This window comes from Mucilaginibacter gilvus (assembly GCF_004054195.1).
GTDB classification, from domain to species: domain Bacteria; phylum Bacteroidota; class Bacteroidia; order Sphingobacteriales; family Sphingobacteriaceae; genus Mucilaginibacter; species Mucilaginibacter gilvus.
In genome coordinates this window covers 268,575-290,293 of sequence record NZ_SBIW01000012.1, presented here as the reverse complement: position 1 = coordinate 290,293, position 21,719 = coordinate 268,575, and the positions used below count along the sequence as shown (strand labels likewise).

Here is a 21,719-nt window from a genome sequence, read left to right as displayed (position 1 = left end):
TTAATGAGGGCTGCTGTAGTTTTGATTTTGGTTTGTACAAATATAATAACAATCGATTGCCCTGCTTAATTCACAGTACTTTTATGCCCCATATTATCATAAATAATTACACTTTGCATGTTTGGGCTTCGGGTGAGAAACCTTGCCGATTGCGAAAGAAAGGACGAACCGTAGTAAAACTCTTGTTTTTCGGTCTTCCCGTTTTTATAAGTGATGATTGCATAAGCATCATTGGATGCTACGGGGACGTTGCGTGTGCTACTTTTCAATTTAAAAAGCTTCAAATAATCCTTGTTCTGGCTCGCGGCGAGCAGTAGCTGCCCCTTGTTATCGCGCAGTTTCACCAGTGCCTTACCGTTACCAGGGATGTAAATGCCGCTCTGCAAAATGCTTTGCGCTTTAAACCCTCCCTTGCCATCGCCTTTCAGCATCAGGCCGTTTAAAGCGTCGTAACGGCCAATGGCCGCTTCCGAGCCATAATCGTTACCGTTCATCACTACATCCAGGTTACCGTCGCCATCAAAATCGCCGGTTTCCATACCGTTTATAACTGATACCTGTGCTTCAACAGGCATTGGTATCATGGTAAATTTGCCATTGCCATCGTTGCGCAAGTAACTCGTTTTAAACATATTGGCCTTTAAGCGTAAAGCCCCTTTCCGCTGTTCGGGCGTAAACAGCTCGTCCATAGTAGCAGCCGCGTACGATTTGTAATTGGTATATTTTTTCTTCATGCTGATCATTTGCTTCAGCATGTCATCGCGGCCCTCTACCGGAAATTCCTTTTTAACGCCATCCTTATCCTTAAAAAATATTGATGGAACGGCACTGTAAATTTTGCTGTTATCAAAATCGTTTGCGGTGATATAGATCGGGTATTGGTTGGTTGGCTGCATCAGGCTGTTTTGGCCAACGTTACCCACAATATAATCGGTACGCCCGGTGTGCCTGAAATCACCCGCCGCGATGGAATTCCACCAGCCTAACTTATCGGCAATGCCGGTGTTAGCGGTTATGTTTTCAAACTTACCGTGATTGTTCTTGAGGAATGTGACTGGCATCCACTCGCCGGCCACCATCAGATCGGGCCAGCCGTCGTTATCAAAATCGGTAAAGGTGGCATCGCAAACCAAACCTATATCCTTTAGGGCCGGGGCAACCTCCGTGGTTACATCCGTAAACTTGGCCTTGCCGTTTTGGCTATCGTTCCGCAAAATAATACTTGATACCGGCTTGGGGTATTCCCATGGTTTTACCCTGCCCGATACGAACAGATCCAGTTTACCATCTTTATTATAATCAAAGCCACGTACGCATAACTTACTTGTAAAGTTTGAAGGGATAGCATCCGCTGCTAAGGTAAAATTGCCTTTGCCATCGTTAAGGTACAGCCTGTCCTGGTATTTTGGGTCGTTCGGGGCAATTTCGTAACCGCCGCTGGCCATATAAAGATCAAGTTTACCATCGCCATTGGCATCAAAAAGTAACAGGCCCGTATCTTTAAAAAGTATAGGTGTAAAAGTTTTTACGGGCAGCAAATCGCGCCGGCTGAATTTACCGTTAGCTTGTTGCATAAAAACCTGCGCCTGGTTGTAAGAGTCGCCCCCGATAACCATATCGTCCAGGCCATCGTTATTAATATCGCCAACTGCTAAAGCCGGGCCATATTCTGAGAGCTTATGCGGCAATAGTTTTTGAATATTAAAGTCGATGAAGTTAGCATCGCTGTGTAAAAAGTGAACGCCTACCGAATCTGTAATTTCCTTGAATAAGGCATTTACGGCAAGCAATGGCTGTACCGCCGGTTTGGCTTCTACAGCGCTGGCAATGCTTACTTGTAAATTTTGGTCAGCTTTTACGTTAAGTAGTTTTTGCTTTTTGCCATTTGGCCAGGTTATGATCACCGAATCCACCTTATCCACTTTTCCCAATCCAAAATGGGCGATGTTCTCCACAGAAGAAAGGTATCCGCGATAAGGGTTGTTCTCATAAAACTGCTGCTTGCCTTTATTGTAGTAGATGTTTACCAAAGTGCCCAACCCGTTCAAATTAAACTTATCGCCCTTAAAGTTTAGTTGCAGGTAGTGCGAACCGCCCAGGTCTTTTTCCTCATCTCTTGAGGTGTTGCGATAAACCAACGCCTCATCGTTAACATTATTCACAACCATGTCCATCGCGCCATCGTTATCCAGATCGGCGTAAACTGCACCATTAGAAAAAGTTGGCAGCGATAAGCCCCAATCCATGCTAACATCCTTAAAAGTAAGGTCGCCATTATTGGCGAAAGCATAATTGTGTATTTTAATCTCCGGAATTTGATTTAAAACAGTTTCCTTAGAAGCTATGGCGTAGGCTTGCTGCCTGTAGGTCATGAAATCCCTGTCAGATACATCCCTTGGGAAACCGTTGGTTACGATCATATCCCTGAAACCATCGTTATTAAAATCGGTAATGAGCGGTGTCCAACTCCAGTCGGTTTGCGCTATTCCGCTCAGGAAACCTATATCGGCAAAGGTGGGCGCGCCAATAGCACCTTGCTGCCCCAGGCGCGGGCCCTGGTTTAATTGCAGGGTATTGCGCACATATTGGTACTGTGTGCTAAACAAGTCGAAGTTTTGAAAAAGCTGGTAGTTATTTGGCCCCAGCATCATCTTTTTACGGTAGTTGTCCTCGGGGTTCATATCCAGTTCCACCACATCTGGCAAGCCATCGTTATTAATGTCTACCACATCCTGCCCCATTGAGTTAAAGGAGGTGTGTTTAAAATATTCTTTAGATCGATCGGTAAAGGTGCCGTCGTGGTTGTTGATATACAGGATATTGTTGGAGATAAAATCGTTGGATACGTAAATATCTCTCCATCCATCGCCGTTAAAATCAACAGTAGATGCCGAGTGCCCGAAGCCACTTATGGTAACACCTGCCACTACGGTTACATCTGTAAAAACGGGGTGCTTTAGCAAGTTGTCCCAATCGTTACGAAACAGCTTACCTGTAACATTATGTGGCCCGCGGCTTTCGGCAGAGCCAAAAACGTTAGGATTATATTGAGCGCTGGCATTGTTAACCGTAAGGTACATATCCAGATCGCCGTCGTTATCATAATCAAAAAAACTGGCCATGGTAGATTCAACACCCGCTTGCAGGTGGTAATCTTTTGCCATATCCTTAAAATGAGGGGTACCGTCCTTATCAAGCCCCTGGTTAACGTACAAAAAGTTGTATCGCCTGGTAGAATCGGCGTAAATGGTGTTACAAACGTAAATGTCCATCAACCCATCGCTATTGATATCTACCACGCTTACACCACGGCCCCAGCGCCCGTTGCCGCCTACGCCTGCTGTGGCGGTAATATCATCAAACTTAAAATCGCCTTTATTGAGGTACAGGCGGTTAGATACCATGTTGCCCGAGAAAAAAACATCCTGTTTGCCATCGTTGTTAAAATCGCCGATGCCAACGCCGCCGCCATTGTAGATGTTTACTACGTCGAGCGGGTTTATGGAATCGTTCTCGGTTATTTTATTGTTGAAATTGATGCCAGAATGAGAGGAAGATATTTGCTGAAACTGCGTTTTCTTTTTACAGGAAAGCAAGCCAACAAAACAGAACAGAACTATTGTATAGTAAGAAATTCTCATATAGTAAGCCTAAGGTTATCGATTGAAAAGCATGTACAATTTATGGGTTTACATCCATTTCAACGAACTTTTTATCAGCAGCAAAAAAAGGCCTTCTCTGTACAGAGAAAGCCTTTTTTTAAAGTTAAAATACTATTATTTGCCATACGCAGGATTCTGCGTAAGATTTGGGTTAAGACCAATCGCAGCTTGTGGAATTGGCAAAATATCGCGTCCTTCCGGAAGGGTTGTTTTCCATACACCATGCAATAAACCATCGGCTGTTGGGCCATACGGATAAGGCTGAGGTGTAGAAGTTGCATCGGTACCGTAAGCGGCTTTGATGAAAGCCGAAGCTACACCCGGGCCAGCCCTGCGCAGATCATAAAAAACAGAATACTCGGCGGTTAATTCGTGTCTGTATTCGCTCAATACCATTTGCAAAGGATCGGTTATTGGGGTAGACGCTTTACCATCATAAGTAAGGCCGTCCTGCATTACGGCAGGTGCAACACCACCAAAGGCACGGTCTCTAACTATTTTAAGGTCGGCCATTGCGCCGGCAACGTCACCAGTACGTACTTTACATTCAGCTCTGCTTAACAGTACTTCCGCGTAACGCATCAGGATTTGGTTTTGTGAGCCAAATATGATTTGGCTACCAGTACCGCCTGTAAGTTGCGGATCGCGCCATTTTTTGGCATTGTAGTAGCCAGACCGTTTTTGATCTGATACACCATACCATGGTTTGGTTAACGTACCGCAAGTATTGATAATAGTACCGTCATCGGCTTTGAAACGAGCATCTCCATTTGCAAAGCCGCCCGTTACTGCAGGATAACCTTTTATACCACCCCATTTAGCGATGATACCAGGGCTTATATTCTGATCGCCGGGGCCTAAAACGGTAAGTGCTTTCCGTTTATCACCTGCCTGGTAAGAATACCACAAGCCCGGGTTGGCGTAATCGTAACCAAAGTTAGAAATCTCTTCAGGCCAGCTAAAGTCATCTATCCAGGCAACTTCTCCGCCATTTTGCCAGCCGCCATCCCAGCTCTGGGAACCCGATACTTCAAATTGTACCTCGAAAATCGATTCGTCATTATTTTGATTGCTAAATTCATGCACATCGGCAAAGTTTGGCAATAAATGGTAATTGCTGGTAAGCTCGGTGCTGTTAAAAGCTGTAAGGGCAGCAGCGTAATCTTTCAACCACATTTGCGCAGCACCTTCATAAGCGTAAGCAGAGCCTTTTGTAGCACGGCCCAGATCTTTTTTATCAAGCGTTGCTTTAGATACCAATAACGTTTCCGCCTGTTTCATATCAGCTACCACTTGTTTAAATACTTCATCCTGAGAACTGCGTGGCGTTAAACCGTCTGTTTCTGACTTTAACTCCAATGGTACGCCGCCAAAAGAACCTGCCAGATAGTAGTAACTCATACCACGTAAAAAGTAAGCTTCACCGGTAAGGCGATCTGCAAGGGCAGCTGTAACAACACCATTCTCCTTTGCAGTAGCAATAATTTTGAATGCAGCGTTAGCACGTGCAATAGTGATAAAGGCATTGTTCCAAAAAGTTGATAATGCACCAAAATCTGAGTTGATCTGGTAATTGTTCCAGGCAATATCCGCTCCATAATTGTAAAAATCATGCGTTGTGAAATTGGCGTAGTACCAGATAGATTTTTTCAGCAGGTCGCTATTTTGATAACCATCGTAAATGCTGTTAACCAATGCAACAACATCTGTTGATTTCCTGAAAGTAGCATCTGCCGTGGCCTGAAAGCTACTATCCCTCGACAAAAAATCCTTCTTACACCCCACCGGCATTATCAACGCGGTAAGCAGGGCTATAAAGGCAATATTCTTCTTATTCATTTTCATGTCTTTAATATTTTATCTTCTTATTTGAAAATTACATTTAAACCCACGGTGTAAAACCTCGAACCGGGATATGTACCGTTATCTACACCATTCTGTGTTGCGTTTCCGTTCTGAACCCCAATTTCAGGATCTAAACCACTGTATTTGGTTATAGTGAAAAGGTTTTGCGTTGAGAAGTAAACCCTAACTTTAGATAATAACGCTTTTTCGGTAATCGATTTAGGTAATGTATAACCCAGTGTAACGTTTTTCAATTTAAGGAAACTACCATTTTCTATCCATGCACTTGATGGTAAATTGCTGCCAATGGCATCATCATTATAAGTTGCCCTTGAAAACACGTTCGACGGGTTAGATGTGGTCCAACGGTTTTGGAAGTACTCTAAACTAACGTTTTCTACGCCCACAAAACCACGGTTTTGGAAGCTTTGTAACGAGCTTTGCTGATAGTTAAGAATTTTGTTACCGTAAACTCCGTAGAAATATGCATTAAAGTCGAATGCCTTATATGATAAATCGATATTTAAACCACCAAAGAACTTAGGCATAGGACTGCCAAGGCTAACCTGATCAGAAGGAGTTACTTGTCCATCGCCGTTTGTATCGGCAAAGTAACGATCACCCGGCGCTGTGGCGGTTTTTTGATAGAAAGGGTTAGATGGGTTTTTAGCTGCTGCCGATGCGTTTAAAGCATCTATCTGGGCTTGAGTTTGGAAAATGCCCAATGATTGATATCCATAAAATTCACCTACCGGCTGGCCAATGTTGGTTTGAGTAAAGGTAGACCAACCTATGCCTGTTAAGCCTAAGCCACCAAAATTTGTTACGGCGTTAGTACCTGAAGCAATTTCAGTTAATTTGTTTCTGATAGCTGATACGGTTAAATTTAATCCGTAATGGAAATCACGGGTAGTATGATTATATGCCAAAGCAACCTCTAAACCTTTATTTTCCATACTGCCTACGTTACGGGTTAAGAACGTATAACCAGATTGAGCAGGAGCAGCAAGTGTTAACAAGAAGTCTTTAGACCGCCTTTTGAAAACGTCGACAGTTAATGATAATTCACCATTTAAAAATGACGCGTCCATACCAAAATCTGTCATATAATCAGTTTCCCATCTCAAAAAAGGATTGGCTGGCTGAGTTTGAACAATACCTGGCTGGAAAATTTTATCAAACGGATAGCCGTTGTTTCCACTGGTAGCCGCTGCAGAGCCTGACGCGTAAAGTGCAAGATACTGGAACCCCGGAATAGAACCCTGATTACCAACCTTACCGTAGCTGCCTCTGAATTTCAGATCAGTTAACCAATTTACATTTTTAAGGAAAGATTCTTCTTTGGCTTTCCAGGCAACAGCACCCGATGGGAATACGCCGTATTGATGACCCTTGTCAAATTTGGACGAACCATCGCGCCTTACAGTACCTGTAATTAAATATTTGTCAGTGAATTTGTAGGTTAACCTTGCATATTGAGACTGTAATGCATAAATACTTTCCCCGTTACCATATCTGTCTAACTGCAGGTTGGTAACCTGGCCTAAATCGCGTATGGAGCTATTTGGAGGGATACCGCTGCCACCCATAGAGCTATAAGTAATCTCTTGTTGAGAAACGCCACCCACAAAATCTATGCTGTGTACACCAAAGGTTTTGGTATAAGCGATGGTATTTTCCCAGGTGTAATCAAACGTACTGTTAATATGCTGATTGTAATTAGCATTGCCCGGTACCGCACCTGGCCCATATTGCGTTTGCGCGCGGGTGTCTTCCGGCTGAAGAAAATAGCCCGAATAGCTTTTGTTATTAACACCCAAGAAGGTTTTAATTCTTAAACCATCAATAATTGTAGCTTCTAACGACGTGTTAGCCAGTAAAAAATTAGCTATATTTTTGTACTGATTATTTTCTATCGAATAAACCGGGTTATTGTATTTAGAGGTATAAGTATTTAAAGGGTTATAAAAACCATAGTTACCGTTACCGTCTTTTATTTGATTAGTTAGTTTGTTGCCACCATCAAGCGTTGGTATCAATTGCGTTAAATTACCTAAAGCACCGGTACCATAAGGGTTGTTTGAGTTTTGGTAAGTGTATTTAATGCTTGTTGACGATTTTAAAAATTTAGTTGCCTGGTAATCTAAATTCGAGCCCAGCGTTACACGCTTAAAAAACGAATTTAATACAATACCTTTTTGATCGTAATACCCTACAGAGGTAGCCGACTGAACTTTCTCGTTACCACCACGGATACCCAAGCTGTAATTTTGCGTTTTGGCACTCTGATAAATAGCATCTTGCCAGTCTACATTGGTTAGCGAAGCAGGATCGCGCCAGGCAGGGAATTCCTGAAAGTTGTGCTGAGGATCTGCATCAGCAATTTCGTTGGCCAGTGTAGCCCATTGCTGTGCATTTAATAACTTATATTGTTTAGGCTTGGTTTGAAAAGCGTTGTAAGCGTCAACAGTAACCTGTACACCTCCGTCTTTTCTGCCTTTTTTTGTAGTCACAATAACAACACCATTAGCAGCCCTTACACCGTAAATGGCGGTAGAAGATGCATCTTTCAATATATCGATAGTAGCAATGTCGCTGGGGTTAATATTATTTATACCACCATCTATTGCGTATCCGTCCACAACATATAATGGGTTGTTACCACCACTGGCCAAACTTCCAACACCACGTATGAGTATTGTAGTGTTACCGCCGGGAGCACCGTCATTACTGGTAACCTGCACACCAGAAGCTCGGCCTTGCAGTGCGTTCTCCAATGAAGGTACGGGTACCTTAGCAATGGTTTCGGCACTAACAGAACTTACCGATCCGGTAAGGTCTTTACGTTTTGCGGTACCGTAACCTATTACAACAACTTCGTTAAGCGCGCTTGTACTCGATGCTAACTTGAAGTTGTAAACAGAGCCGCTGCCCAGGGTCATCTCCTGACTGGCGTAACCAATAATAGTTACAGATAACGTACCAGTGGCCGGAACCACTAATTTAAAAGAGCCGGTAACATCAGTTACCACACCTATGGAAGTACCCTTAACTCCAACACTTGCGCCAGGGATAGGGGAACCATTTGTTTCGGTTACAGTACCTGTAATTTGCCGGCTTTGGGCATAACCGGCCATACTCATCAGGCACAGCGTTAAGCTGGTGCAGAGTAGTACTACAAGATTTTTAATTTGTAATTTTCTCATCATACATTTAATTTTTCTAAAGTTTAATTGGTTGTGGTTGATAACATAAGCCTACGGAGAAGGCATTCATCATCAGAAGTAAAAGTATTAGACAATCGATTGAATCGATACCACAAATGTTAACGTTTATATAACAAATGTTAATGGGTATATCACGAGTCAAATACTGTTAAAATAGTATCATTTTGTACCAAAAAAAGTGAATTGGGCGTATTTTTAAGAAAAACAGGAGATTGGATACTTAATGCCGGCAAAGGCAGGTTAACAATTGGTGTATGCTGTAGCTGTGCCTTAACAACGTTAATATGATTCCTATTTAATACGCCCTGCAGGCTTATATCGAATATAAAACGGCCTTAAATAAAAAAAGCGCCCCGTTCTCAGGCAGGGCGCCATTTACCAATACTGAACCAACTAACCCCACAAAAATGCTAACATATTGATGAAGGAGTGTTATTATACGTTTCAGCTATACACTAATGTAAAACTTAACGTGCTATAAAATTAGCTTGGTTTGATAAAAATGTATAACACTATTTATTACATCTATGCAACAAATGTTAAACCACGAAGAATGAGCGAGGAGGGGCCAATATTAAACCAGCTCGGCTTCTTTTTCCTTATTCCTTAATTCTGCAATATACTCTGAAGGCAGTATACCGTACTCCTCGCGGAACACCTTGGCAAAGTACGCCGCGTTATTAAAACCAACCTCATAGGCTACGTTGGCTATACTCAGCTTACTCTTCTCTAACAGTTGCACAGCCCGTTTTAAACGGATGGTGCGGATACAATCTACCGGGGTTTTGCCCGTGAGCGTGAGCAATTTTTTATACAGCGATACCCTGCTGAGGTTTAAATGCCTTGCCAGCTCTTCTACCGAAAAATTAAGATTAGTGATATTTAACTCAATGTATTCAAACGCGTTTTTAAGGAACTTGTCATCTTCAGATACCACGGTAATACCCTTGGCATTTACCTCTATTTGTTTCTGGTAGGTTTTTTTGAAGGTTGTCTGCATCCGTAAAGAATTATGGATCTTGGATAGCAGTATCTCAAAGTTGAACGGTTTAATAATGTAATCGTTGGCTCCGCTGTCAAGGCCTGCAAGCTGTTCTTCTTCGGTACCTAAGGCTGTAAGCAATATTACAGGGATCTCGGCAGTACGGCTATCCGCCTTAATTTTTTTGCAAAGCTCGATACCGTTCATCACCGGCATACTAATGTCGCTTACGATGAGTTTTGGGTGCATGGCCAGCGCCTTTTGCCAGCCATCCTTACCATTAACGGCTTCCACAATGTGGAAGCTGTTCTTCAGGTTATCTTTCAGGTAAAAACGCAGGTCATCGTTATCTTCTACCAGTAAAATGGTTGGCTTTTTGCCTGCTCCCGGTGTATTCTCCGGGTTTTTAAATATAGTGGGTTCACTTTCCAGCGTTTGGTTGTCGGCAACAACTTTTATATCCTTCAACTCAGATTGCTTACCAACCGGCAGGGATATGGTAAAACAACTGCCGTAATCTGGTTCACTTTCTATCTCAATGGTGCCGCCCTGCATCTTCACAAATTCGCGGGTAATAGATAAGCCTATACCGCTCCCCTGGTTTAGCAGGCTCTCGGGCATATCATCCTGGAAGAACCGCTCAAATATCTTGTCCTGGTTTTCTTTCGGGATGCCTATACCGGTATCTATTACTTTTATTTCCAATTCATTCTTCGCACCCGGGCTTTCGTTAATGCCCGCCATGCTCAGCATTACGCTGATATGCCCGCCAGATGGCGTGAATTTAAACGCGTTGGAAAGCAGATTGAACAATATCCGTTCTATCTTATCGTGGTCGAAATCTGTCACATACGAGCATATATCGCTTTCTACTAAAAACTGGATCTGCTTTTGGTGTGCTACATCCTTAAATGAGGATGATACCTCTTTAATAAATTGAACTATATCCCCTTTCTTCAGGCTCAGTTTAAGCTCGTTGTACTCCATCTTACGGAAATCGAGCAGTTGGTTAACCAGGTTGAGCAGGCGTTTGCCGTTTCTTTTGATGGTGACCAGCTGGTTTTGCTGTTCGGGCCGTTCGGTTGTTTTGATGAGGTTATCAATAGGCGATAATATCAGCGAAAGCGGTGTGCGGAACTCATGACTTACGTTGGTGAAGAACTTTATCTTCATCAGATCGAGCTGGTGCATCCGGCGGGCCTCTTCGCGCTCCTGCGCTATTTTACGCTCGGCTTCCATTTTGGCCTGCCTGGTATCAAACTCCCGCTTCAACTTAAGTATGCCGCGGTGGCGGATATACAGCAGCCCGCCAACCAGTATAACAATGTAGCTTACATAAGCTACGGGCGATTTTAAAAATGGCGGCTTTACCGTAATATTAAGCGAGATAGTATCATCCAGGCTTGCATTTTGCGTACGTACTTTAAACACGTAGTCGCCGCCATCCAGGTTGGTGTAGGTAGCTTTGCGGTTATTGCCGGCAACAGTTATCCAGCCTTTATCAAAGCCTTCCAGCTTGTACTCAAATTTTATTTTATCGGGGTTAAAATAATCGCAGGCCGCAAATTCAATATCAAAAACGTTTTGATTATGCGCCAGGGTAAGTTCTTTGGTTTCCGAAAGGGCTTTTGTTAACACTACACTTCCGTTTACAGTATCGCCAACGGTTACGCTTTTGTTAAAAAAGTGCAGATCGGTAAAAATAAGGTTAGGCTTAGGTTTAAAGGTATTTACTATCGCCGGATCGAAGATATTAAAGCCGTTTATACCTCCAAAAACAAGTTCACCGCTTTTTAGCCTCAATGCCGAATATAAATTGAACGCCCTGCCTTGCAACCCATCCAACTCGTTGTAGTTATTAATGCGGAACTTATATTTACCATCCACCCGGCTAAGCTGTATTTTTGCCAGTCCGTTTGTGGTGCTTACCCACATTTTACCTTCTTTATCCTCTATAATGTTCGATACATTGTTGGCCGGCAGGTTTATACCTTCCTCAATGTTTAAGAAATTATTGGTTTTGGTATCTAAAATACTCAACCCATCTTTGGTACCTATCCATATCAACCCGCGCTTATCTTGTGTAATGGCGTTTACATCATTACCAACCAGACTATTCAGGTTTTTAGGTTGGGACAGGTAATGCCTTACCTTATTGGTTTTGTAATCAATAACATCAACGCCTTTATCGCGCCCTATCCATTTATTTTTGTCTTTATCCTCGTAAATAATAGCTGTATATTCCGAGTTCATGGAATATTTGGGATGCTTAAATGAATTGGTTTTAGGATCGAAAACGTTATACCCGCCGGCGAAGGTACCCACCCACATTTCGCCTTTATGGTCTTCCATAATGGTATAAATACGGTCGTCGCCTATACTGCCGGGATCGTTAGGATTGTGGCGGTAATGGGTAAATCTTTTACCATCGTAACAATCCAACCCGCCAAAGTAGGTACCTATCCACAGTTTATGCTGCTTGTCTATATATAGCTTGATGATGATATCATTAGCTATACTGTTTGCATCTGCCGGGTTGTGCTTAAATTGGGTAAATGTATTATTAGCACGGTTGAAATAAATAAGCCCGTTGTTATTGGTGCCTATCCATAAATTGTTTTTATCGTCTTCGGCAAATGTATTCACATCTCCGGAAGGCAGGCTTTTGGGGTCGCTACTAAAGTGTTTAAATAACGGGAATTGCATTATACCGCTATGGTAATAGTTTACACCCTGTTTAAAAGTGCCGGCCCAAATAATACCCGAATTATCCTTATAAAGGTTAAGGCTGTTGCCGCTAAGCGATTTTGCGTCATCGGGTTTGCTCATAATAAAGCTCACCTTGTTGGTTTTCGGGTCGATAATGTTAGCGCCGCCATGATCGCTGCCAAGCCATATTTTATTATCATCGGCCTGCACAATACTATTTATTACGTTGGAGTTTAACCTTGCCTGTGGAGTATCTTTACTATAATGCGTAAGGGAATTAGTTATTGTATTGTAGCTAAAAGCGCCTATAGGTGCACCATCCGAACTTATCCAGATGTTACTCTTATTGTCAAGCAGCAGGGTATAGTTTGATGGCCTTAGGCTATTGGCTTTGGCAAAGCCATCGTAACGGCGGGTAATTTTATTAGTGCCCGTATTTAATTCCTCCATAAAGGCATCGCTGTAAAGCAGCCAAACATTGTTTTGCGGCGTAATTACCACATCCATTACATTGCTAGAGTGAAGCCTGGCTTTGGAACTGGGCAAGGTGCTGTAAAAAAATGTGCTGCGGTTGGCAGGGTTATAGCAATACAGCCCGGCATTATCGGTAATAAACCAAAATCTGCCTGCCGCATCTTTACGCACATGCGTTATGTAACTGGTAAAAATGTTATAAAGGGAAGCTTCGGCGGTAATATTGTTGGAGATCTTTTCGGTTTCGGGGTTGTAAATACTTAGGTTACTATGTGTAAAAATCCATAATTTATTATCGGGGCCCTGCTCTATGCGTACCACGTGGTTCTCGGCCAGCGAATTGGTGTTTTTATTATCGCGCTTAAATATTTTGAATTTGGAGCCGTCGTATCGGTTAAGACCCGATGTGGTGCCAAACCATACAAAGCCTTTTTCGTCCTTAAAAATGCAGTTAACCTGGTTGTCTGAAAGCCCGTTGGTGATATCGAGACGCGAAAACTCATAGGCATCTTTCTGAGCAAAAAGTTGCTGTTGCCACAGCATACACAATACACAGGATACGTAAAGTTTAAGTCTCATAATAGTATAATTGGCATCGGCAATTCGGGGGAATATTACCGAAATAAAATTAGAGAATAATTGTCACAACCACACTAAATAGTAAAAAGATATTTCATAAAAAATATCGGCCGGTTAAATCCTGTCGATTAAAAATAACCAACCACTTATAAATCAATTTATTACAAATAAAATTTCGCTTATGTATTGAAACAAACTTTTTAAAGCGTTTTTCAACACAGCTATAAATTAATTACTTAAATAATGCACAGGGCAACACCAACTGTACAGGTTTTCTACAATTTTTACTATTAACTTTATACGGTGAAGATATTGATCATTGAAGACGAAACCGGGCTGCGGGAAAGTATTGAGGCCTATTTTACAGGGGGCGACAGCGTATGCGAAACCGCGGGAGATTTCACCTCGGCACTTGCAAAAGTAAGTGTGTACCGGTACGATTGCATCATCCTCGACCTCACCCTGCCGCATGGTAACGGGCTGGATATTATCAAACACCTAAAAAACAACCAGCATAACGATGGTGTGCTTATCGTATCCGCTAAAAACTCCCTCGACGACAGGCTGACGGGCTTAGACCTCGGAGCCGACGACTACCTTACCAAACCTTTCCATTTATCGGAGCTAAAATCGCGTGTTACGGCCATTGTGCGGCGTAGATCTTTTAACGGTAACAGTCTGCTTAAATTTAATGAACTGAGCATCGACCTGGATGCGAAAACGGTAGCCGTGAATGGTAATTTTGTAAAATTTACCCGCAAAGAGTACTCACTGTTGTTATATTTTATTGCGAACAAAGGGAAAGTGGTATCTAAAAATGCCATTGCCGAACACCTTTGGGGCGACAGTATCGATATCGCCGACAACTTCGACTTCATTTACTCGCACATTAAAAACATCCGCAAAAAACTGGTAGAAGCCGGCGCACACGATTATATACAGGCCGCTTACGGCATGGGGTATAAATTTACCGAGGCATGAAACTGCTTAACAAGTATAATCGCATTAATATTGCCGCCACCATTGGCATTATGCTGGTTACCGGTATCATATACTATTATGCCATCAGCCATATTTTAACCAAGCGGATTGATAAGGACCTGGTGCTGGAAGAAAATGAAGTGTTTAACTATGTAAGCCTAAACCATAAACTCCCCGATGTATATGAATCGAACCATCAGCAGATCACTTTTTTGCCGCTTGGCAAACACGTTATTAAACGGAGATTTTTAGATACCGTTTATAAAGAGGTAGATGAGGACGACATGGAGGCCGGTCGTGCGCTCATCAGTTCGGTAAAGGTAGGCGGGCAAAGCTACCGGATCCTGGTAGCACAATCAAAGGTAGAAACAGAGTACCTCATCAAGATCATCTTCCAGATAACCATCTGCGTAATATTTGTATTGCTTGTACTGCTAACGGTGCTTAACCGCGTAATATTAAAAAGCATTTGGCAGCCATTTTATAAGGTATTGGCACAGTTAAAAGATTTTAGCCTTGCTGATAAAGCAATCGTTAACAGTACTCCATCAGGCATTGATGAATTTAAAGAACTGGACCAAGCGGTAATAACCATGGCCGGCAGGGTAAAAACCGATTATCAAAATTTAAAAGCCTTTACCGAAAATGCCTCGCATGAACTGTTGACCCCTATATCGGTTATCAACTCCAAACTGGATACCCTGCTGCAAACAGATGAATTTACCGACAGGCAAAGCAAACTACTTAATGATATATATGGTACCGTTGCCCGTTTAACAAGGCTCAACAAATCTATGCTGTTATTGGCTAAAATAGAGAACGGGCTTATTGGTGGCGATGAACAAGTTGATGTAAAGGCGATATTGGAAGAATGCCTTTACCAGCAGGAAGAGATCATTCACAGTAAAAACATTACCCTGGAAACTACCTTGGGCGAGATGCAGGTTAGTGCAAGCAGACTGTTGATGGAAGTACTGCTGAATAACCTGATCAGCAATGCTATCAGGCATAACTACAGCGGTGGCGAAATTACCATTACGCTGCAGCCACGGCAACTTACGATAAGCAACACCGGGAAGAACACTTTCGATATAGAGCAGGTGCTTAAGAGGTTTCACAAGTCAAACGAATCTGAAGGCACCGGGCTTGGGTTAACCATTTGCAAAAAAATATGCGATAATTATGGTTTTGCGTTGCAATATAACTTCGCAAACGAGAAACACCTATTTTCGATAAGTTTTTAGCAATCCCAAATTGCTACAGATTGTTTCCAATTTAGTTACAGATTTGGGGATTACTTTAGTAAAAAACACTAAAATGAAAATCATTAAAACTACAATGGCTATTGCAATAGCCTCGGTAATGGGGCTCACCGCCTCAGCACAAAAGATCAACTCTGCCAAGGTACCCGCATCGGTAAAAAAATCATTTTCATTGGCTTACCCAAGTGTAAAAACCGTTAAGTGGGAAAAAGAAAACGGCGGCTATGAAGCCGGTTTTAAACAGGGTAACAGCGAAATGTCGGCCTTTTTTAAAGCAGATGGTACACAGAAGGAATCGGAAACAGAGATAAAAGCGACTGAATTACCGGCAGCCGTTGCCCTGTACGTAAAGGAGCATTATAAAGGCGCCGCCATTAAAGAGGCCGCCAAAATCACCAAAACAGCAACCGGTGAAATTAATTACGAAGCCGAAGTAAAGGGCAAAGACCTGCTGTTTGATAAAGATGGCAAGTTCATCAGAATAGCTAAAGACTAATTCGGCTTAAGCAAATATACGGGCCATTGTCGGGGAACAGATGGTATGCAACAAAATGCCGCGGATACCAAGTATCTGCGGCATTTTAATTTCCCAATGGTTACCTTTAGCATTACACAAAATTTATCCAGAATTTTATAAGAGTTTTACAAACAGAACCGCCTACAGTAGGTTCTGTAGCTGATACCGAATGAAGTACATCATATACCTTTTTGCGCTTATCCTAACTACATCTACCTGCTACGGGCAAAGCAAAACGCTGGACGATTACCTGCAACATGCGTTAAAAAACAGCCCCCTTATAAAGGACCTCAACAACCAGGTGCTGGCCGCCCGGATAGACAGCGTACGCATCCGTGCAGGTTTTAAACCACAAGTGGCCTTAAACGCCGGCGGGCTTTACGCCCCGGTGATAAAAGGTTACGGTTATGCAGCTGCTATTACCAACGAGCATTCATTAAACGGACAGGTTACCGTGAGCAAATCCTTCATCGGCAAAGATTACCTTAATACACAGTTCGCGGCCATTGGGCTCAGCCAGGATTCCTTGCGCAACAGCGTAAAATTATCTGAGCAGGACTTGCGCCGCACCATTATTGGGCAATATATTACCGCCTACGGCAGCCTGCAGCAGCAGCAATTTAACCAGGAAGTGGTTACCCTGCTAAGCAAAGAAGAAGAACTACTAAAGAAACTCACCCGCAGCAACGTATATCGCCAAAGCGATTACCTTACGTTTTTGGTTACGTTGAAAGGCGCGCAGTTGCAGCTCTCGCAAACCAAACTGCAATATAAAACCGATTACGCCACGCTGAACTACTTAAGCGGCATTGCCGATACCACCATCAGCGAGATTGCCAAACCCGAATTACAACGAGCCATAGTTTACGACCGCAGCAACAGCATATTTTTTAAGCAATACCAACTGGATAGCCTGCGACTGGCTAACAGCCGTAAACTCATCGACTATAGTTATCGCCCCAAATTAAGCGCCTTTGCAGACGGGGGCTACAATTCCGACCTTACCAGCCAGTATTACAAAAACTTTGGTGCCAGCGTGGGTTTTAGCCTTACGATGCCAATTTATGATGGTGGGCAAAAACAACTTGCCTACAAAAAACTCTCCTTAGAACAAGAAACACAGCAGGTATACAAGGCTTTTTACTTTAACCAGTATAAACAGCAAATCAGCCAGCTAAACCAGCAGATAAAGGAATACGATAAGCTGATAACCGAGATAAACGAGCAATTTAAATACTCCGAAAGCCTGATAAAGGTAAATACCCAATTGATGCAAACCGGCGACCTGAAAATTGCCGACCTGATTCTGGCCATAAACAGCTACCTCAGCATAAAAAACCAGCTTGCCCAAAATGTAATAAGCAGGCTGCAATTGATAAATCAACTTAATTACTGGAGCAGATAATGATGAAGCAATATATAAAACCCTTTACTGTTTTACTGGCCTGCATGGTAATTGCCGCGGTTTTCAGCTGCGGGGGCAACAAAGCAGCTGAGGAAGAAGTTGCTAACCCGCAAACTCCCGTTACCATTACCAATATTGATAACAGCGCATTAGCCGATTCTATCGAACTGAATGCCACTTCATCTTTTCTGCAAAAAAACTATGTAAAGGCCAACGCCATCGGTTATATTAAAAAAGTGAACATACAGCCGGGGCATTATGTAGAGAAAGGGCAGCTGATGTTTACCATTAAAACCAAGGAAGCACAAAGCATAGGTAACACCATCAATGTGCTGGATACCACCTTTAAATTCTCGGGCATCAACAATATCCGTGCTTCGCGTAGTGGCTACGTAACCGATCTGATCCACCAGGTAGGTGATTATGTGCAGGACGGTGAACAACTGGCCACTATAAGCGACCGTGAAAGTTTCGCGTTTGTTTTACAGCTGCCTTACGAACTGAAAAAGGTAATGCAGAACAACCAAAATCTGGTGCTCACCCTCCCCGATGGCGAAAAGTTGAACGGGCGTGTAGTGTCTACCATGCCATCTGTAGATACGGTTTCGCAAACGCAGGGCATTGTAATAAAAGTAAACAATAGCCACCCCATCCCCGAAAATTTAGTTGCTAAGGCGCTTATCATCAAAACGGCAAAAAGCAGTGCGCCGTCTCTGCCAAAGTCTGCCGTGTTATCTAACGAGACCCAGGACGAATTTTGGGTAATGAAATTGATAAACGATACTACGGCCATAAAAATACCGGTAAAAAAAGGCATCGAATCTGGCGGTAAGGTAGAGATCGTTTCGCCGAAATTCAATACTAATGATAGGATAGCCGTAAGCGGCAATTATGGTTTAGCCGATACCGCAAAGGTTAAAATTGTGAAACCATGAACAAGCTGGAAAACTTTTTCATCACCCATAAAAAGCCTATCAGCCTAATGCTTTTTATTGTGCTGCTGGGCGGAATATTTTCCTACTCGCGGTTACAAACCTCGCTTTTCCCCGAGATCACGTTCCCCAAAATAAAGATCATTGCCGATGCGGGGCTACAGCCTGTAAACAAAATGATGGTTACGGTTACCAAACCGCTGGAGAACGCCATTAAACAAGTACCCGATCTGCATTACGTGCGCAGCATCACCAGTCGCGGCAGCTGCGAGATCTCTGCCTACATGAACTGGGATGCCGATATAGATTTGAGCCAGCAACGCATCGAATCGCGCATAGCACAGATCAAAAACCTATTGCCGCCCGACGTAGATATATCTGTTGAAAAGATGAACCCTTCCATCCTCCCGGTAAGCGGTTATACTTTGGAGAGCCACAACCTCTCTCCCATCGAGCTAAAGCAACTGGCCACTTACACGGTAAAGCCATTCCTTTCGCAGGTAGATGGTGTATCCGAGATCCGGGTTATCGGCGGCAAAACCAAAGAATACTGGCTGGTGCTCGATCGCCAGAAAATGAGCGCGCTGGGCCTTACACCCGATATGATCAGCAATACGCTTACGCAAACGGCGTTCATCAAATCTAACGGGTACCTGGCAGATTATAAAATGCTGTACCTTACCGTTACCGATGCCAGCGTAAACACCAGCGAACAATTGCAAAACCTGGTAGTAAGCAACAACCGCAAAAGGGTTATCCAACTGAAAGATATTGCCGAGATCCAGATAAACCCCGGTGTGGAGTTTACAAAAATAAACGCCAACGGGCACGAAGGCGTACTGATAGCGGTTATTAAACAGCCCAACTCTAACCTCGTCGATCTATCTGCCGCCATGACGGCCAAGGTTGCCGATCTGCAAAAGGTACTGCCCAAAGGCGTTACCCTAAAACCCTATTACGTACAGGCCGATTTTGTAAACGAATCTGTAAAGAGTGTTAGCGATAGCTTGTGGATAGGTTTAGCGCTGGCCATCATTGTGGCTATTATATTTTTGCGGTCGTTAAAGGCAAGCGCTACTATATTGATCACCATCCCGGTAACACTATGCCTTACGCTTATTATTCTGTATGCCTTTGGCTATACGCTTAACATCATGACGCTTGGTGCCATTGCGGCGGCCATAGGGCTAATTATTGATGATGCCATTGTGGTGGTGGAGCAAATTCACCGCACACATGAGGAGCACCCCGAAGAACCTACACTCACCCTGCTTCAAAAAGCCATCGATTATCTGTTTCCGGCTATGGTGGGCTCATCCATTAGTACTATCGTTATATTTATCCCTTTCCTGATGATGACGGGGGTGGCTGGTGCCTATTTTAAGGTAATGACAAATACAATGATCATCACCCTCGCCTGCTCGTTTTTTGTAACATGGATAGGCTTGCCGGTGATATACCTGCTGCTCACCAGAGAAAAACCTGCCAACAGCAAGCAAGCTAAGGAAGAAGTACACGAGGTAAAAAGACAGCGCTGGGTATCGTTTTTTATCCTCAATCCCTTCATTAGTATTTTGATGATATTGGGGTTGGTAGCGGTTATTATATTTATCCCCGGCAAATTGGAAACCGGCTTTTTACCGGATATGGATGAAGGGAGTATTGTGCTTGATTACACCTCCCCTCCCGGCACCTCCTTGGAAGAAACCGACCGGATGCTGCGCGAGATAGAAAAACTCATTATAAAAGAACCGGATGTTGCCGCCTACTCGCGCCGTACGGGCACGCAAATGGGGTTCTTTATTACCGAGCCCAACACCGGCGATTATCTTATCCAGTTAAAAAAGGGGCACGACAAAACTTCCGAAGAAGTAATTACCGATCTGCGCGTACAGATTGAAGCTTCGCAGCCCGCTTTGCGGGTAGATTTTGGACAGGTAATTGGCGATATGCTGGGCGACCTCATGACCTCTACGCAACCCATCGAGATAAAAGTATTTGGCGACGACCAAGCCAAACTGCAAACACTTGCCCGGCAAATTGCTGATATCACCACCAGCGTACAAGGCACCGCCGATGTGTTTGATGGTATTGTGATAGCCGGCCCATCGGTAAACATCGTGCCCGATTATGCAAAACTGGCGCAATACAACCTTACCCCCGCCGCGCTGCAAACGCAGGTGCAATCGGCCCTGGAGGGGAACGTGATAGGTAACCTTTTCGAGCGCGAGCAGCAATCACCTATCCGTATGGTGTACCCGGGCAGTCGCACGCAGAATGTTACCGGCATAAAAGATCTGAATGTGTTTTTAGCGGATGGCAGGTTGATCCCCATCACCTCGCTCGCTAAAGTAGAACTGCACCCCGGCGATGCCGAGGTAGAACGCGAAAATCTGCAGGCCATGGGCGTTATCAGCGCCCGTTTAGAGAACAGCGACCTGGGTACGGTTATCCCCGCCATCCAAAAAGGCATTGCCGATAAGATAAATTTACCGCCCGGCTACCACGTGGAATATGGCGGTGCTTACGCAGAGCAGCAACAATCGTTTAAAGAGTTGCTGATGATATTAATTACATCGAGTCTGCTGGTTTTTGGAGTGATCTTGTTCCTGTTCAAACAGTTCAGGATAGCCTTGCTCATATTGATTGTAGCGGTGCTGGGCATTGGCGGCAGTATGCTTGCCCTGTTTTTAACCAAAACGCCGCTCAATGTAGGCAGCTATACCGGGCTTATTATGATCGTAGGCATTATAGGCGAGAACGCCATTTTCACATTCTGGCAATTCCGCGAGAGTGCGAAAACCAGTTCGGTAGACGATGCGATAGTTTATTCTATATCTACCCGCCTTCGCCCCAAATTAATGACCGCGCTGGGTGCCATTATCGCCCTTGCCCCATTGGCCTTAGGCATTGGCGCGGGCGCGCAGTTGCACCAGCCATTGGCCATTGCTGTTATAGGCGGCTTTTTAGCAGCGCTGCCTTTGTTGCTGATCGTTTTACCAAGTATGATCCGCGTATTTTACCGTAACCATAATTTTAATAAGCCGGTAGTAAAATAGCAGGAGCGGGCTTGGTCTGCGTAGTTGAGAGAATTTAATCTACAAAAAATAGCGGTAAAAAAAGCGCTTTTTATGTTAACCCTGT

Annotated in this window: 10 protein-coding genes; 6 read left to right on the top strand and 4 right to left on the bottom strand. The window is 43.6% G+C overall.

The window, feature by feature from the left end; translation table 11 throughout:
- Positions 1-65 precede the first annotated feature (65 nt).
- The 4 genes from EPL05_RS21025 to EPL05_RS21010 form a co-directional block, all read right to left on the bottom strand.
- Positions 66-3,641, bottom strand: coding sequence for a VCBS repeat-containing protein (locus EPL05_RS21025; RefSeq protein WP_128535960.1), 3,576 nt, complete (start codon positions 3,639-3,641; stop codon positions 66-68).
- A gap of 135 nt (positions 3,642-3,776) precedes the next feature.
- Positions 3,777-5,501 (bottom strand): RagB/SusD family nutrient uptake outer membrane protein, encoded by a 1,725-nt coding sequence (locus EPL05_RS21020; RefSeq protein WP_208394802.1) that lies wholly within the window; start codon positions 5,499-5,501, stop codon positions 3,777-3,779.
- A gap of 26 nt (positions 5,502-5,527) precedes the next feature.
- The gene (locus tag EPL05_RS21015; protein ID WP_128535958.1) at positions 5,528-8,716 is read right to left on the bottom strand and encodes a SusC/RagA family TonB-linked outer membrane protein; all 3,189 of its coding nucleotides are present in this window, start codon (positions 8,714-8,716) and stop codon (positions 5,528-5,530) included.
- A 592-nt stretch (positions 8,717-9,308) separates the two neighbouring features.
- The gene (locus tag EPL05_RS21010) at positions 9,309-13,478 is read right to left on the bottom strand and encodes a two-component regulator propeller domain-containing protein (protein ID WP_128535957.1); all 4,170 of its coding nucleotides are present in this window, start codon (positions 13,476-13,478) and stop codon (positions 9,309-9,311) included.
- A 303-nt stretch (positions 13,479-13,781) separates the two neighbouring features.
- Between EPL05_RS21010 and EPL05_RS21005 the strand changes: the two genes are divergently transcribed.
- The 6 genes from EPL05_RS21005 (at position 13,782) to EPL05_RS20980 (ending at position 21,634) form a co-directional block, all read left to right on the top strand.
- Positions 13,782-14,459 (top strand): response regulator transcription factor, encoded by a 678-nt coding sequence (locus tag EPL05_RS21005; RefSeq protein WP_128535956.1) that lies wholly within the window; start codon positions 13,782-13,784, stop codon positions 14,457-14,459.
- A complete protein-coding gene (locus EPL05_RS21000; protein ID WP_128535955.1) occupies positions 14,456-15,703 on the top strand; it encodes a sensor histidine kinase in 1,248 nt (415 codons plus the stop codon). Before EPL05_RS21005 ends, EPL05_RS21000 begins: the two co-directional genes overlap by 4 nt.
- Before the next feature lie 73 nt (positions 15,704-15,776).
- Positions 15,777-16,217 (top strand): PepSY-like domain-containing protein, encoded by a 441-nt coding sequence (locus EPL05_RS20995; protein WP_128535954.1) that lies wholly within the window; start codon positions 15,777-15,779, stop codon positions 16,215-16,217.
- Positions 16,218-16,407: 190 nt separating this feature from the next.
- Entirely contained in the window at positions 16,408-17,643 is a 1,236-nt protein-coding gene (locus EPL05_RS20990; protein ID WP_128535953.1) for a TolC family protein, read from the top strand.
- A complete protein-coding gene (locus EPL05_RS20985) occupies positions 17,643-18,578 on the top strand; it encodes an efflux RND transporter periplasmic adaptor subunit (protein WP_208394801.1) in 936 nt (311 codons plus the stop codon). The genes EPL05_RS20990 and EPL05_RS20985 overlap by 1 nt, the downstream gene beginning before the upstream one ends.
- Positions 18,575-21,634, top strand: coding sequence for an efflux RND transporter permease subunit (locus EPL05_RS20980; RefSeq protein ID WP_243837342.1), 3,060 nt, complete (start codon positions 18,575-18,577; stop codon positions 21,632-21,634). Before EPL05_RS20985 ends, EPL05_RS20980 begins: the two co-directional genes overlap by 4 nt.
- Positions 21,635-21,719: the final 85 nt, after the last annotated feature.